This window comes from Xanthobacter pollutisoli, from assembly GCF_040044995.1.
In the GTDB taxonomy this organism is placed as follows: Bacteria; Pseudomonadota; Alphaproteobacteria; order Rhizobiales; family Xanthobacteraceae; genus Xanthobacter.
Genome location: NZ_JBDZDP010000001.1, coordinates 229,215 through 243,890, shown reverse-complemented (window position 1 = coordinate 243,890; position 14,676 = coordinate 229,215). Strand labels below are relative to the sequence as shown.

The 14,676-nt window shown below is 69.6% G+C and carries 13 protein-coding genes; 2 read left to right on the top strand and 11 right to left on the bottom strand.

Annotated features, from left to right (window positions below):
* Positions 1–6: 6 nt before the first annotated feature.
* Genes ABLE93_RS01165 through ABLE93_RS01140 form a run of 6 tightly spaced genes read right to left on the bottom strand, consistent with a single transcriptional unit; the run spans position 7 to position 6,200 of the window.
* Positions 7–756: an SDR family NAD(P)-dependent oxidoreductase gene (locus ABLE93_RS01165; RefSeq protein WP_348837324.1), complete on the bottom strand. Its 750-nt coding sequence runs from the start codon at positions 754–756 to the stop codon at positions 7–9.
* Between the two features lie 23 nt (positions 757–779).
* Positions 780–1,904 (bottom strand): 4-hydroxybutyrate dehydrogenase, encoded by a 1,125-nt coding sequence (gbd, locus tag ABLE93_RS01160; protein WP_348837322.1) that lies wholly within the window; start codon positions 1,902–1,904, stop codon positions 780–782.
* Between the two features lie 24 nt (positions 1,905–1,928).
* The gene (locus ABLE93_RS01155; RefSeq protein ID WP_348837320.1) at positions 1,929–3,302 is read right to left on the bottom strand and encodes an NAD(P)H-dependent oxidoreductase; all 1,374 of its coding nucleotides are present in this window, start codon (positions 3,300–3,302) and stop codon (positions 1,929–1,931) included.
* A gap of 20 nt (positions 3,303–3,322) precedes the next feature.
* On the bottom strand, positions 3,323–4,585 hold the full coding sequence (locus tag ABLE93_RS01150; protein WP_348837319.1) for a TRAP transporter large permease: 1,263 nt from the start codon (positions 4,583–4,585) through the stop codon (positions 3,323–3,325).
* Positions 4,582–5,187, bottom strand: coding sequence for a TRAP transporter small permease (locus ABLE93_RS01145; protein WP_348837318.1), 606 nt, complete (start codon positions 5,185–5,187; stop codon positions 4,582–4,584). The genes ABLE93_RS01150 and ABLE93_RS01145 overlap by 4 nt, the downstream gene beginning before the upstream one ends.
* Positions 5,188–5,225: 38 nt before the next feature.
* Complete coding sequence (locus tag ABLE93_RS01140) at positions 5,226–6,200, bottom strand: TRAP transporter substrate-binding protein (RefSeq protein ID WP_348837316.1); 975 nt, start codon at positions 6,198–6,200, stop codon at positions 5,226–5,228.
* A gap of 198 nt (positions 6,201–6,398) precedes the next feature.
* Here ABLE93_RS01140 and ABLE93_RS01135 point away from each other — a divergent pair, with 198 nt between their 5' ends.
* Together ABLE93_RS01135 and ABLE93_RS01130 are read left to right on the top strand one after the other, a co-directional pair.
* Positions 6,399–7,286, top strand: coding sequence for a LysR substrate-binding domain-containing protein (locus tag ABLE93_RS01135; RefSeq protein ID WP_348837314.1), 888 nt, complete (start codon positions 6,399–6,401; stop codon positions 7,284–7,286).
* A 169-nt stretch (positions 7,287–7,455) separates the two neighbouring features.
* On the top strand, positions 7,456–9,873 hold the full coding sequence (locus tag ABLE93_RS01130) for a DUF3141 domain-containing protein (RefSeq protein WP_510182956.1): 2,418 nt from the start codon (positions 7,456–7,458) through the stop codon (positions 9,871–9,873).
* A 57-nt stretch (positions 9,874–9,930) separates the two neighbouring features.
* Here the strand turns inward: ABLE93_RS01130 and ABLE93_RS01125 are convergent, their stop codons facing one another.
* Genes ABLE93_RS01125 through fabI form a run of 5 tightly spaced genes read right to left on the bottom strand, consistent with a single transcriptional unit; the run spans position 9,931 to position 14,670 of the window.
* On the bottom strand, positions 9,931–10,584 hold the full coding sequence (locus ABLE93_RS01125; RefSeq protein WP_348838449.1) for a 3-oxoacid CoA-transferase subunit B: 654 nt from the start codon (positions 10,582–10,584) through the stop codon (positions 9,931–9,933).
* Positions 10,585–10,589: 5 nt separating this feature from the next.
* Positions 10,590–11,243, bottom strand: a complete 654-nt coding sequence (locus tag ABLE93_RS01120) for a CoA transferase subunit A (protein WP_348837313.1) — start codon at positions 11,241–11,243, stop codon at positions 10,590–10,592.
* Between the two features lie 10 nt (positions 11,244–11,253).
* A complete protein-coding gene (locus tag ABLE93_RS01115; RefSeq protein ID WP_348837311.1) occupies positions 11,254–12,453 on the bottom strand; it encodes an acetate/propionate family kinase in 1,200 nt (399 codons plus the stop codon).
* Complete coding sequence (locus ABLE93_RS01110) at positions 12,450–13,856, bottom strand: bifunctional enoyl-CoA hydratase/phosphate acetyltransferase (RefSeq protein ID WP_348837310.1); 1,407 nt, start codon at positions 13,854–13,856, stop codon at positions 12,450–12,452. The genes ABLE93_RS01115 and ABLE93_RS01110 overlap by 4 nt, the downstream gene beginning before the upstream one ends.
* A gap of 49 nt (positions 13,857–13,905) precedes the next feature.
* Positions 13,906–14,670: an enoyl-ACP reductase FabI gene (fabI, locus tag ABLE93_RS01105; protein WP_348837308.1), complete on the bottom strand. Its 765-nt coding sequence runs from the start codon at positions 14,668–14,670 to the stop codon at positions 13,906–13,908.
* Positions 14,671–14,676: the final 6 nt, after the last annotated feature.

Genomic DNA, 14,676 nt, shown 5'->3' with positions numbered 1-14,676 from the left:
TGCTCCTCAGTGGATGTGCATGCCGCCGTTGACGTCGAGCACGGCGCCGGTGACGTAGGAGGAGAGGTCGCTGGCGAGGAACAGGCAGGCCTTGGCCACGTCCTCCGCGGCCCCGAGCCGGCCGATGGGGATGCCTTCCAGGATCTTCGCCTTCATCTCCGGCGTGAGCTTGCCGCGGGTGATGTCGGTCTCGATCAGGCCGGGGGTGATGGAATTGACCCGCACCCCGTCGGCGCCCAGCTCGCGCGCCATGGCGCCGGAGAGGCCGAGGATGCCGGCCTTGGCGGCGCTGTAGTGCGGCCCGCCGAAGATGCCGCCGCCGCGCTGGCCCGAGACCGACGAGATGTTGACGATGGCGCCCGAGCGGCGCGCCCGGAAGTGCGGGATCACCGCCTGGCTCATGTAGAGGGTGCCGCGCAGATTCACGTCCAGCACCGCGTCGTAATTCTCCGGTGCGATGGCCATGATCTTCAGCGGCTGGGTGATGCCGGCGTTGTTCACCAGCACGTCCACCCGGTCGAAGGTGGCGATGGCCTCCTCGACCGCCTTCAGGCAGCGCGCCTTGTCGGTGACGTCGCAGGCGAGGCCGAGATGGCCATTGCCGAGGGACGCCGCGGCGTCCTCGGCCGCATCCGCCGACAGATCGAGGATGACCACCCGCGCGCCATGGGCGGCGAACAGCCGGGCCGTGGCGAGGCCGAGGCCGCGCGGCGAGGCGGCGCCGGTGACGATACAGACCTTGTCTTCGAGCAGCACGGCGAAATCCTCCCCCTTTGCGCTCAGAAGGCCTCTTCGAGGAGGCCCAGATAGGCACCGGCGTCGGCCGGCCGTGGGTTGGTTGCGCTGGAATGGTCGATCACCGCCATTTCGGCCATGCGGGGCAGCACGTCGCGCGGCGTCCCCATGGCGGAGAGCGTGGCGGGCAGGCCGATGTCCCGCGAGAGCGCGGCCACCGCATCGGCGAGATCCATGCCGGCCGGAAGGCCCATGGCGGCGGCGAGGCGGGCGTATTTGTCGCCCACGTGGCCGGCGTTGAAGCGCAGCACCGCCGGCATCAGCACGGCATTCAGGGTGCCGTGGTGGAGGGCCGGCGCCTTCAGTCCGCCGAGGGGATGGGAGAGGGCATGCACCGCCCCCAGCCCCTTCTGGAAGCACAGGCCGCCCTGCAGCGCCGCCATCATCATCTCGTGCCGCGCGGTCGCATCATCGCCCGCCGCGACGGCGCGGCGCAGGTGGCGCATGACGCGCCCGGCCCCGTCGAGGGCGATGGCCTCCGCCGGCGGGTTGTCCCGCGGGGAGAGGAAGGTCTCGATGCAATGGCTCAGCGCATCCATGCCGGTGGCGGCGGTGAGGCCGGCCGGCAGGCCGAGGGTGAGGTCCGGGTCGACGATGGCGAGCTTGGGAATGAGGTGCGGGCTGATGAAGCCGAGCTTGCGCCCGTCCTTCAGGGTGAGCAGCGAGGCGCGCCCCACCTCGCTGCCGGTGCCGGCGGTGGTGGGCACGGCGATTACCGGCGCCACCGCCGCGGTGATGCGGGGCAGGCCGCCGAGCACGGCGGCATACTGCTCCAGCGGGCCGGGATGGCGGGCCAGAAGCGCCACCCCCTTGGCGAGGTCGATGGACGATCCGCCACCCACCGCGACGATGCCGTCGCAGGCCCCGTCCCGCCATGCGTCGAGCGCCTTCTCCACCGCCTCCTCGGTGGGATTGCCGGGGGTGCCGTCGAAGATCACGTGATCGGGCGGCAGGAGGCGGGTGACCTGCTCCACGAGCCCGCTTGCGACGAGCCCGGCATCGGTCACCACCAGGGGACGGGTGATGCCGAAGTCCTTCAGCGCATCGGGGAGCATGGCGCGTACGCCGGAACCGAACTCGATGCGCGTGAGGTAGGTGATGGTGGACATGAGCGATAGCGTCTCCGTGCCGGCTCAGGCGGCAGCGTTGCGGGCGGGGGCGATGGCGAAGGCGCGCTCCATCTCGCGGCGCAGGCGCACGGTGTCGCTGTCGCCCATGTCCACGTCCGCCCATCCCACCACGTCGCCCTTGGCGACGGCGCGGGTGAGGCGCACCTTGTGGGCGAGGCCGATGGGCAGCGCCCCGCGCGCCAGCGAGTCCTCCGCCCGCATGATGCGGCCCCACACGGTGTAGCCGCCCTCGCCATCCAGCATGTCGCCGGGCTTCAGGTCCTTCTTCGCCACCGCGACCGCGTCGGAGAGGAAGCCGATGGGCGCGCCGGTCGCCTCGCCCCGCAGCGCCGCGGCGGCGACGCTGATGCCGAGCTCAAGGCCGATGAGGTGATAGGGCCGGTAGAGGGCGGTGTAGCGCCCGCTCGGATCGGTCGCCATGCCGTATTCGCGGAAGCAGCGGCGCGCATAGTCGCCCCGCGCGGAGGGATCGGATTCGAACACCACGTACACGCCCCAGCGCAGGTCCCGGAACACCGGGCGGCCGTCGCGCTCCAGGCTGGAGACGACCTCCACCTGCCCGTTCTCCTCCAGCACGCCGCCGTCGGCGCGCGGGCGCAGGATGGTGGCAAGGTCATCGACGCCGCAGGGCGGGAACAGCAGGCCGTCGCGCGGCGCCTTCAGGCCGGTGGCGTTGGAGATGGCGGCCATCTCGATGGACGATTTGGTGCCGTCCATGAAGGAGTTGAACATCTGCGGGTTCATCCCGCCCTGCGCCGCCTGCTCGGCGGTGATGCCGAAGTGCCCCCACACGTCGTCGGGGGTGGAGGCGTGGTAGGAGGGCAGGTACTTGGTGCCCTTGCCGGCGGCCACCACGTTGAAGCCGCAGGCCTGCGCCCAGTCCACCATCTCGCACACCAGCGCCGGCTGGTCGCCATAGGCTGCGGTGTAGACGACGCCGGCCTCCGCCGCCTTGCGGGCGACGAGGGGGCCGGCCAGCACGTCCGCCTCCACCGTCACCATGACGATGTGGCGGCGTTCGGCGATGGCCATCAGCGCGTGCTTGAGGCCGGCGGCGGGGCTGCCGGTGGCGTCCACGATCACCTCGATGCCGTCGGCCTTGATGAGGGCTTCCGCATCCTCGGTGATGACGAGGCCGCCGGTGCGGCGCGCGGTGTCGAAGTCGGCGACCACCACGTCGTCAGCGGTCCAGCCGGTGTTGCCGAGGGCGGCCCGGGCGCGGTCCGCCGAGAGGTCGGCGATGCCCATGAGGTGCAGGCCCACGGTGGTGCGCACCTGCGACAGGAACATGGAGCCGAACTTGCCGGCGCCGATGAGGCCGACCCGGACGGGACGGCCCTCGGCTGCGCGGGCGCGGAGCTTGGCGGCGAGATTCATGGGACGAACTCCTTGCAACGTCAGAAATGAAGGGTGAGGGCCGGCACGTAGGAAATGAGCAGCAGCACGGCCAGCGACCACAGGAAGAAGGGCATGAGGTCTTTCATCACCGCGCCCATGGGCACCTTGGCGATGGCGCAGGAGACGAACAGCGTGGTGCCCACCGGCGGGGTGTAGAGACCGATGGCGAGGTTCAGCACCATCATCAGACCGAGCTGCACCGGATCGAGCCCGATCTGCGCCGCCAGCGGCACGAAGATGGGCCCGAGCAGCAGGATGCCCGGCGGCAGGTCGAGGAAGGTGCCGAGCGCCAGCATCATCACGTTCATGGCGAGGATGATGAGCCACTTGTATTCGAGCGTCTCGGTGGCCCACTGGGCGAAGCGCACCGGGATCTCGTCATACGTCATGATCCAGCCCATGGGGGCGGAGCCGACGATCACCAGCATGATGACGCCGGTGGTGACGCCGGCCACGATCAGGCCCCTGTAGATGCGCTGGAGCGTGAGGTCGCGGTAGATCAGCCCCGCCACAGCCAGCGCGTAGATGCAGGCGAAGATGGAGACCTCGGTGGGGGTGACGATGCCGAAGCGCAAGGTGATGACGATGAACACCGGCATCAGCACCGAGGGCAGGGCCAGCAGGAACCCGCGCAGGAAGGCGCGCATGTCGGTGCGCTCCCGCCGATAGGGAAAGTTTCTCTGTCGTGCCACCACGTTGCAGATGACCAGATAGCCGCCGGCGAGCAGCAGGCCCGGCAGGATGCCGGCGAGGAAGAGCTGGCCGATGGAGGCGTTGGAGACCAGCGCGTAGAGGATCATCGGGATGGAGGGCGGGATCATCAGGTCGATGATCGGCGCCGAGGAATTGAGGGCGGCGCAGAACGGGGCGGGATAGCCTTCGCGCCGCTGCCAGGGGATCATGGTGGCGCCGAGCGCCGAGGCGCTCGCCACGGCGGAGCCGGAGACGCCGCCGAACACGGTGGCCCCCACCACGCTCGCCTGACCGAGGCCGCCGCGGAAGCGCGCCACCAGCGAGCCGGCGAACTTGACGAGATAATCGCCCATCCGCCCGCTCATCATCAGCGAGCCGGCGAGGATGAAGAAGGGGATGGCGATGAGGGGAAAGCTCTGCGTCTGCTGGAACAGCTTCAGCAAGGCCGCGGTCGCCGGCACCTCGTCGGCGATCACGATGGCCACGGTGGAGGAAATCACCAGGGCATAGCCCACCGGCAGCGCCATCAGCATCAGGAGCGTGAAGGCGAGGGACATGATGAGGGTCATCCGGCGCCTCCTTCCTCGATGTCGAACGGCGGGGTGCGGCAGGCGAGCGGATCGCGCGCCGCGATTGCCCGCGGGATGGCGGTGAGCGAGGTGACGCCGAGCAGCAGGAAGCCCAGCACCATGGAGAGATAGGCGTAGGCGCTGGAGATGCGCGTCACCGGCATATGCTCGCCGGCGGTGATCTCCAGCACCTCCAGCCCGGTCCATGCGAGGAACAGGAAGCAGGCGGCGGCGATGGCGTGCCCCGCAGCCGCCGTGATGCGGACCGCGGGCATGGGCATCATCCTGAGCAGGAATTCCACCGCCATGTGCTGGCCCCACTGGGCGGCGAGCACGATGCCCGCCATGGTCGCCCAGGGGAACAGGAGGTCCGGCATCTCGCTCGCCCACGGCAGGCTCGAGGCCGTGAAGTAGCGCACGCACACCTCGATGGTGACGGTGGCGAACAGGGCGACGAAGGCAGCCACCATCACCGTGCGGGCGCCGGCGGCGATGCCGGCGTCCACGGCGCGGCAGAGGCGGGCGAGCGAGAAGCTCGCGCTCGCCGCCGGGGCGCGTCCGCGCTCCGGCCGGAACGGATCGAGGGGGGCGGCGCGGTCCATGCCGGCGCTCTTCCTGTCTTTGCTCCCGCCGTCCCCGCTCACATGCCCGCCGCCTTGGCGGCGGCCTGGACGCGGCCGACGAAGTCACCCTGCTCCTTGGTCCACTTCTCGTAGACGGGCTTCACCATGGCCTGGAAGGGCGCGGTGTCCACGTCGTTGAACTTCACGCCGGCGGCTTCGATCTTGCCGCGCAGGCTCTCGTCGGAGGCGGCGGAGAGCTTGCGGTTGAGGTCGCGCGCCTCGGTGGCCGCCTGCTGGATGATCTTCTTGTCGTCCGCCGAAAGCTTTGCCCACACCGGCTTGCTCATGAGGAAGACGGTCATTTCGTATTTGTGGCCGGTGAGCGAGAGGTATTTCTGCACCTCGAACAGCTTGGACGAATAGATGTTCATGAGCGGGTTCTCCTGCCCGTCCACCACGCCCTGCTGGAGCGCGAGGTAGAGCTCGGAGAACTTCATGGGCGTCGGGTTGGCGCCGAGCGCGGCGAAGGTGTCGATGGTCGCCGGATCCGGCGGGGTGCGGATCTTCAGGCCCTTGAGATCATCCGGCTTGGTGATGGGGCGCACGTTGTTGGAGATGTGGCGGATGCCGTTGTCCCAGAAGGCGAGGACGACGAGATTCTTCTTCTCCGCCTCGGTCTTCAGCTCGTCGCCGATGGGGCCGTCGAGCACCTGCCACGCGGCGGGCAGGGTCTTGAACAGGAAGGGCAGGCCGATGACGCCGAACTGCGGCACGATGCCGGCGGTGGGGCCCTGGCTGTTGGCCGAGATGTCGAGCGTGCCGAGGCGCAGGCCGGTGAGCATCTCGGCGTCGTCGCCGAACTGCGAGTTGCCGCCCACCTGCACCGTGATCTTGCCGCCGGAGAGCTCGCCCACCCGCTTGGCGAAGAACAGCGAGGCTTCGTCCTTGGGATTTCCGGGGGCGGCGTTGTGGCCGAGCTTGAGGGTGACGGCATGGGCCGCCGGAGATGCAAAAGCCAATGCGGCGACCGCCGCGAGAACGGCAAGCTTCATGGGTCGATCCTCCGTCCGGCAAATGCCGGTTGATTGGCCGAGCGGGTCTTTGGCGCCCGTTCGTGCAAGTGGCTTGTGCGAGTGGCGGGTCGTTGGCGCAGCCCTTACCCCTGCCATGTCACGCTAGGGGGCCGCGCAGGGCATTGACAACCAAGTTTTCCCTCCCGATCGTTTAGCCCAGCTTCACGATCGGGTGCCATGGACTATCCCCTTCCGTTCAAGGCCATCGCCGCCTTTCACGCCACCGCGCGGCACGGAACCGTGACGAGGGCGGGGGAGGTGCTGGGGGTCTCGCCCTCGGCGGTGAGCCAGCAGATCCGCCTGCTGGAGCACCACCTCGCCACCACCCTCTTCCTGCGCCAGAACCGGCGCATGGTGCTGACCGAGGCGGGGGAGCGCTATTTCGAGAGCATCTCCACCGCCCTCGACATGGTGGACACCGCGACGCGGCGCATGCGCGGCTACAAGGCGGCCAACGTGCTGTTGGTGCGCGCCGCGCCGAGCTTCGCCACCAAATGGATCCTGCCGCGGCTCGACGATTTCCTCGCCCGCGAGCCAAACCTCGGCGTGCGCCTCGACGCGACCAACGAGCCCACCGACTTCGACCGCGACGGGGTGGATCTGGAGATCCGCTACGGCCAGGGCGAATGGCCCGGATTCTATGTGGAGTCCCTCGTGGAGGACGAGTTCCGGCCCATGCTGAGCCCGGCCCTCCTGGCCAAGCCGTCTCTGACCGTGCGGGACATCGCCGGCTTCCGGTTGATCCAGTCGGTGAAGGCGCTGGCCTCCTGGAGCCAGTTCTTCCACCTTCACGGCCTGCCCGAGCGCACGGCGCCGGCCGCCGGCCTCCAGTTCGACCGCTCATACATGGCGGTGGACGCGGCAGCCAACGGCCTCGGCATGGCCTTCGAGAGCACGCTGCTCGCCCATCGCGAGCTCGCCTCGGGCCGGCTGGTCTGCCCGGTGACGGACGCCCGGCCGGTGGCGGTGCGCGCCCACTGGCTGGTCTGTCCCCACCGCCACCTGCGCCTGCGCAAGGTGGAGCGCTTCATGGCCTGGCTGCGCGAAACCCTCGCCCGCCGCTGAGCCGGCAGGGGAGGGGGCAGTTGATGAGCCGGCTCTGAGATTTTGATCCAGCTCAACCATAAGCCTGCAACACGGCGCCGGTAGCATGGGCGCGAAAGGTGCCCCGCCCCGCGGGCGCCCATTCCGGCCGGCGGCGGCGCAGCAGCGTCGCCGCGCCATGGAGGCTCGCTTGGATTCCCTGTCTTCGCCCAACCTGCCCCGCGACTACATCAACCCCTTCTTCGCCGCCGTCACCGACGGCAACGCCTGGACCGCGCGTCGCCGCGCGCTGGCGCTGACCGCCCAGATGTCCGAATGGTCGGGGGTGGGCGAACTGACCTCCAAGGCCGCGGGCCGCCACTTCACCAGCATCTCCCAGACCCATGGCGAGCGCCTGCGCGCCACCTTCAATGCGCTGACCGGCATCGTCGCGGAAGTGACCAAGCCGGGCCGGGCGCCGTTCTCGATCCTCAAGGATGCGGCGAACTACGGCTTCGACCGGGCGCAGCGCGCGGTGCTGGTGGCGGATGCCCTGCGCGAGCGCGGCGATACCTTCTTTGCCCACGAGGCGGCGGGCTGCCCGCCGGTCCTGATCTACGACTACGACATCGCCGTCGACGGGCGCCAGCTGCCGCGGCCGTGCAACTACATGCTGCTCAGGATCAGGCCGCCGGAGGGCGTCGAGGTCTTCGAGTGGAAGCGCCCCTACATGATCATCGACCCGCGCGCGGGCCACGGCGCCGGCATCGGCGGCTTCAAGGCCGACAGCCAGGTGGGCGTCGCGCTGAAGGGCGGCCATCCGGTCTATTTCACCGCCTTCTGGCGCGAGCCGGAGCCGGGCCAGACGCTGGCCGACGTCACCCGCGCCGAGGCCGCCTTCGTGCGCCACGTGCAGGCGACCCACCCGGACGCGCCCAAGCCCGTGGTGATCGGCAATTGCCAGGGCGGCTGGGCGACGCTGATCCTCGGCGCCTCCAACCCGGACATCACCGGCCCGCTGGTGCTGAACGGCGCGCCGGTGGAGACCTGGTCCGGCGAGGTGGGGGCCAACCCCATGCGCTACAATGCCGGCCTGCTCGGCGGCCAGGTCCAGCCCATGTTCTGGTCCGACTATGGCGACGGCGTCTTCGACGGCGCGTGGCTGGTGCTGAACTTCGAGATGCTCAATCCCGGCCGCACCTGGTTCCGCAAGTATTACGACCTGTTCGAGAAGGTGGACACCGAGCGCGGCCGCTTCCTGGAGTTCGAGAAGTGGTGGTCCGGCTTCTTCCTGCTCAACGAGCCGGAGATCGTGTGGATCGTGCGCGAGCTGTTCGTGGGCAACAAGCTCGCCCGCAACGAGGCGCGCCTGGAGCACGGCCGCGTGCTGGACGTGAAGCAGATCCACTCGCCCATCATCGTCTTCGCCAGCCACGGCGACAACATCACGCCGGTGAAGCAGGCGCTCAACTGGATCATGGACGCCTATGCGGACGAGACCGAGATCCGCATCCGCGGCCAGCGCATCGTCTACATGGTGCACGAGAGCATCGGCCACCTCGGCATCTTCGTGTCGTCCTCCATCGCCAAGCGCGAGCATCAGGAGGTGGCCTCCACGCTGAAGACCATCGAGGCGCTCCAGCCCGGCCTCTATGAGATGGTGATCGAGGACGTGGCCGGCGAAGGCCATGAGAAGCGCTTCACCGTGTCCTTCGCCGAGCGCAAGGTGTCCGATCTGCCCGGCTATGGCGACGGGCGGCAGGATGAGGTGCCGTTCGGCGCGGTGGAGCGCCTGTCCGAGCTCCAGGCCGAGCTCTACGACGTGTTCATGCGCCCGCTGGTGCAGGCGAGCGTGACGCGGGCGAGCGCCGAGCTCGGCCGCCAGATGCATCCGCTGCGACTCCAGCGGGCGGCCCTGTCCTCGCGCAACCCGGTGCTTGCGCCGCTGCCCGCCATCGCCGAGGCGACCGCGCAGGCCCGGCGGCCGGCGGAGGAGACCAACCCCTTCGTGCTCGCCGAGAAGCTGGTGGCCGATGCCTTCGAGCAGACCTTCGACATCGTGCGCGACCTGCGCGACGCGTGGTACGAGATGGCCTTCTTCAGCATCTACGCCACGCCGCAGATGCGCTGGTTCGGCCGCAACTTCAACTTCGAGCGCACCCACAAGTCGAAGGAGGAGCTGATCGGCCTGCCCGAGGTGCAGTCGGCCCTGCTGCATGTGGCGTCCGGCGGCTTCGTGGAGGCGGTGATCCGCATGCTGATTCTGCTCGCCGACGCCCGCGGCACCGTGCGGCGCGACCGCCTCGAGCGCTCGGCCCGCGTGCTGACCAAGGACGAGCCATTCCGCTCACTGCCGGCGGCGCAGCGGGCCAAGATCATCCATGAGCAGAGCCTGATCGTGGAATATGCCGGCGCCGCCGCCGTCGACACCCTGCCCGATCTCCTGCGCACGCCAGAGGAGCGGCGTCGCGCGGCCGAGGTGGTGCAGTTCGTGCCCGGCGCGCTGGCGGACATGGAGCCGCGCACCCTCGCCATGCTCCAGCGCTTCCGCGCCGTGCTCGACCTGCCCCCCGCCACCCTCGACGTGCTGGAGGACCCCCTTGCGCCGCTGACCCAAGCCGCCCAATAGGCGGCCTTCGGGAAGCACGCATGCACGGAACGTTCGCGCCGGGGCGCAAGCCCCGGCTCAGCCCAGGCGCATTTCCGGCACGTCGCCCTCGACGATGAGGCGCGCGGCGGTCTGGGCGAGGATGTCGTCCACGCTCACGTCGGGACCGCGCTCGCGCAGCACCAGGCCCTCGTGGGTGGGCTCGATCACCGCCATCTCGGTGACGATGAGGCTCACCCGCCGCAGGGCGGTGAGCGGCAGCGAGCAGGTGGGCACGATCTTGGCTTCGCCCTTGGCGGCATGCACCATGGCGACGACCACGCGCTTGGCGCCGGCCACCAGATCCATGGCGCCGCCCATGCCCGGCACCATCTTGCCCGGCACCATCCAGTTGGCGAGAAAGCCGCGCTCGTCCACCTGCAGCCCGCCGAGCACCGTCATGTCGAGATGGCCGCCGCGGATGATGCCGAAGCTCATGGCGCTGTCGATGGAGGCGGCGCCCGGCACCGCCGTGACGAAGCTGCCGCCGGCGTCGGTGAGGTGGGGATCCTCCATGCCCTCCGGCGGGCGGGCGCCGAGGCCGATCACCCCGTTCTCCGCCTGGAAATAGACGCCGAAATCGGCGGGGATGAAGTTTGCCACCATGCTCGGCAGGCCGATGCCGAGGTTCACGAGCATCCCCGGCTTGATCTCCTGTGCGACCCGGCGGGCAATCACTTCCTTGGCGTTCATGCCCATCACGCGGCCCTCGCAAGCATGTGGTCGACGATCACCCCCGGCGTCTTCACCGCGTCGGGCGGGATCACGCCCACCGGCACGATCAGCTCCGCCTCGACGATCACGCTGCGGCCGGCGAGGGCCATGATGGGGTTGAAATTGTGTGCGGTGAGCGAATAGGTGAGGTTGCCGGCATAGTCGGCCTGCTGGGCGGCGATCAGCGCGAAGTCGGCGTGGATGGGCTTTTCCACCAGGAAGCGCTTGCCGTCGATCTCGATCACCTGCTTGCCGTCCTCCACCGGCGTGCCGAGGCCGGTGGCGGTGAGCACCCCTCCGAGCCCGACGCCGGCGGCGCGGATGCGCTCCACCAGCGTGCCCTGGGGCACCAATTCAACCTCCACCTCGCCGGCGATCATCTTGGCCTGGATCTCCGGGTTGAGGCCGATGTGGGACATCACCGCCCGGGAGATGGCGCCGGCGCTCACCAGCTTGCCGATGCCGCGGCCGGGCATGGCGGCGTCGTTGGCGACGACGGTGAGGTTCTTCGCGCCGCGCGCCACGAGGGCGTCGATCATGCGCTCGGGCGTTCCGACGCCCATGAAGCCGCCGATGAGCACGGTGGCGCCGTCGTGAACGAGCGCGGCCGCTTCGTCGGGCCGGATCGCCTTCCTCATGTTCCCCTCCTCAGGCCGTGGCCGCCTGCCCTTCGGCGAGCAGGCGCTGTGCGGCGCGCGCGATGACGAGTTCCTCGTTGGTGGGAACGACCATGATCCGCGCCCGGCTGAAATCCGTCGAGATCACCCGAGCGTTGCTGTCGTTGCGATCGTGGTCAAGCTCCAGGCCGATCCAGTCGAGCCCGTCGCAGATGCGGCGGCGGATCTTGCGGGAATTCTCGCCGATGCCGCCGCAGAACACCAAGGCGTCGAGTCCCCCCAGCGCGGCGGCGAGGCCGCCCAGCTCGCGGCGGATGCGGAAGACGAAATAGTCGATGGCTTCGTTGGCTTCCGGCACGCCGGCGCTCTCCAGCACCCGCATGTCGTTGGAGATGCCTGAGAGGCCGAGCAGGCCCGACTTGTTGTAGAAGATGTCCCGCACCTCGTCGATGGTGCGGCCCTCCTGCTGCACCATGTAGAAGATGACGCCCGGGTCCACCTGGCCGCAGCGCGTGCCCATGGGCAGGCCGTCGAGCGCGGTGAAGCCCATGGTGGAGGCCACCGAGCGGCCGTCCAGGATGGCGCACATGGAGGCGCCGTTGCCGAGATGGGCGACCACCACGCGCCCGGCATGGATGAGGGGCGCGATGCGCTTCAGCTCGCCCGAGACATACTCGTACGACAGGCCGTGGAAGCCGTAGCGGCGGATGCCCTTGTCGTAATATTCGCGCGGCAAGGCGAAGACGTCGTTGGCCTTGGGATGGTGGCGGTGGAAGGCGGTGTCGAAGCACGCCACCTGCAGCGCCTCGGGGAAGGCGGCCTGCGCCGCCGCGATGCCGGCGAGATTGTGCGGTTGGTGGATGGGCGCGAAGGGCGCGAGCTTGCGAAGCTCGGCCATCACCCCATCCGTCACGACCATGGGCGAGCTGAAGCGCGGGCCGCCATGCACCACCCGGTGGCCGACGACCGAGGCGCGGGCCGTGGGGAAGGTCTGCCGCAACAGGTCGAGCACGGTCGAAAGCGCGCCGTGATGGTCGGCGGCCTGCGCCGCGTCGAGCTCACGCGCGACCCGCGCCTCGCCCTCGCCGAGGTCCGCCTTCAGCCGCGGCGCCTTGCCGATGTTCTCCACCAGCCCGGCGGCGAGTTGCGCCGGCTCGCCGGAGATGTCGTAGAGGCTGAACTTGAGGGAGGAGGAACCGGCATTGAGGGTGAGGGTGACCGGCCGGCTCATGCCTCGCCTCCCGCGCGCGTCTTGCCCGCGGTGCGGGCGTGGTAGATGGCCGCCACCGCGCAGGAGGCGAGGCGCGCCTTGGCGCTGTCCGCCCGCGAGGTGAGGATGATGGGCACCCGTGCCCCCATGACGAGGCCGGCGCCCTCGGCGTGGGACACGTAGGTCAGCTGCTTGGCCACCATGTTGCCGGCGTCGAGATTGGGCACCACCAGCACCTGCGCGCGCCCCGCCACCGGCGAGACGATGCCCTTGGTGCGGGCCGCCGCGACGTTGATGGCATTGTCCATGGCGAGCGGCCCGTCCACCAGGCCGCCGGTGATCTGGCCGCGCTCGGCCATCTTGGAGAGCAGCGCCGCATCCACCGAGGAGACGATCTGCGGGTTCACCGTCTCCACCGCCGAGAGCACCCCAACCTTGGGCTGCTCGATGCCGAGGGACAGGGCGAGGTCGATGGCGTTCTGCACGATGTCCACCTTGGTGGCGAGGTCGGGCAGGATGTTGATGGCCGCGTCGGTGACGAGGAGAGGATGGGGGACGCCGGGCACGTCCATGACGAAGATGTGGGTCAGCCGGCGGCCGGTGCGCAGCCCGTTCTCCTTGCGCAGGACGGCGCGCAGCAGTTCGTCGGTATGCAGGTGGCCCTTCATCACCGCCGCGGCGCGGCCTTCCACCACGAGGTCCACCGCCGCGTTGGCGGCGGCGGCATGATCGGCGATGTCGATGATCTCGATGCCGTCGAGGCTCTCGCCCAGCTCCGCGGCGGCGGCCGCGATCTTCCCGACGTCGCCGATGAGGATGGGCGTGATGAGCGTGTGGCGGGTGGCGAGGAGGGCCCCGCCCAGGGCGTTGGGCTCCTCGGGGGCGACCACGGCGACGATCAGGGGAGGGAGCGGCTCGGCCTGCGCCACCAGCGCATCGAAATGGCGATGGCGCTGCACCACCAGCCCCGGCATGTCCTGCTCCTCGTACTGGAGCTTGGTACTCGGCGCGGTGACGAGGGCTTCGCCGCGCAGCAGCTCCTCCTCGCCCTCCTCGCGATGGACCGAGGTGGCGAGGGTCACCGTGCCGTCGTCGTGCTTGGCGGTGACGCGCACCCGCGCCACCAGATCGTCGCCCGCCCGCGCCCGCCCGAGGAACTCGAAAGACTGGGAGCGGTAGAGCGTGCCCGCGCCGGGCAGGATGGTGCCGAGCACGGCGGAGATGAGCGAGGCCACCCACATGCCCGGCGCCGTCACCTCGTCCGGCCGGCCGTCGTGGTCGAGGTCGTAGCCGGGCAGGTGCATGGGATTGAAATTGCCCGAGGCCGAGGCGAACACGAAGAGGTCGTCCGCGGTGCAGACCCGCTTCAGCTCGGCGGTTTCGCCTACCGTGAGCTCGTCGAAGGTCCGGTTCTCGCGTTGCATGGCGGCGTGTCCCTTCTCGGTGGCGTTCGGGGCGAGGTCGGATCGGCGGTCAGCCGATGATGCTGTATCCGCCGTCGATCTGGTGGACGCCGCCGGTGACGTTCGCCGCCTCGCGGCTCGCCAGGAAGGCGGCGAAGGCGCCCACGTCCTCGATGGAGGCGAGGAGGTGGGTGGGCGCGCGCTCCGCGGCGGCGTTCAGCAGCTCGTCGAAATGGCCGATGCCGGAGGCGGCGCGGGTCTTCAGCGGCCCGGGCGACAAGGCATGCACGGAGATGCGCTTCTCGCCGAGCTCGGCCGCCGCATAGCGCACCACGGATTCGAGCGCCGATTTCACCGGGCCCATGATGTTGTAATTCTCCACCACCTTCTCCGCGCCGTAGAAGGACACGGTCATGCAGGTGCCGCCGGCGCCCATCAGCGGCTCGGCGAGGTGGATCATGCGCAGAAAGGAATGGACCGAGACGTCCATGGCCTTGGCGAAGCCGTCGGCCGAGCAGTCGATCACCCGGCCGTGCAGGTCCTCCTTCGGGCAGAAGGCGATGGAGTGCAGCAGCGTGTCCAGCCGGCCCCAGCGCGCGCCGATCTCGGCGAAGACGGCTTCGAGCTGGCCCGGAACGCTCACGTCCAGCGGCAGGATCAGGCTTGCGCCCAAAGCCTCGGCGAGCGGCCGCACGTGGGGCTCTGCCTTGGCGTTGAGATAGGTGATGGCGACATCGGCACCCTGATCGCGGAACGCCTTGGCGCAGCCCCAGGCGATGGACTGGTCGTTCGCCACGCCGACCACGAGCGCCTTCTGGCCTTCAAGCGAAAACATGCAATG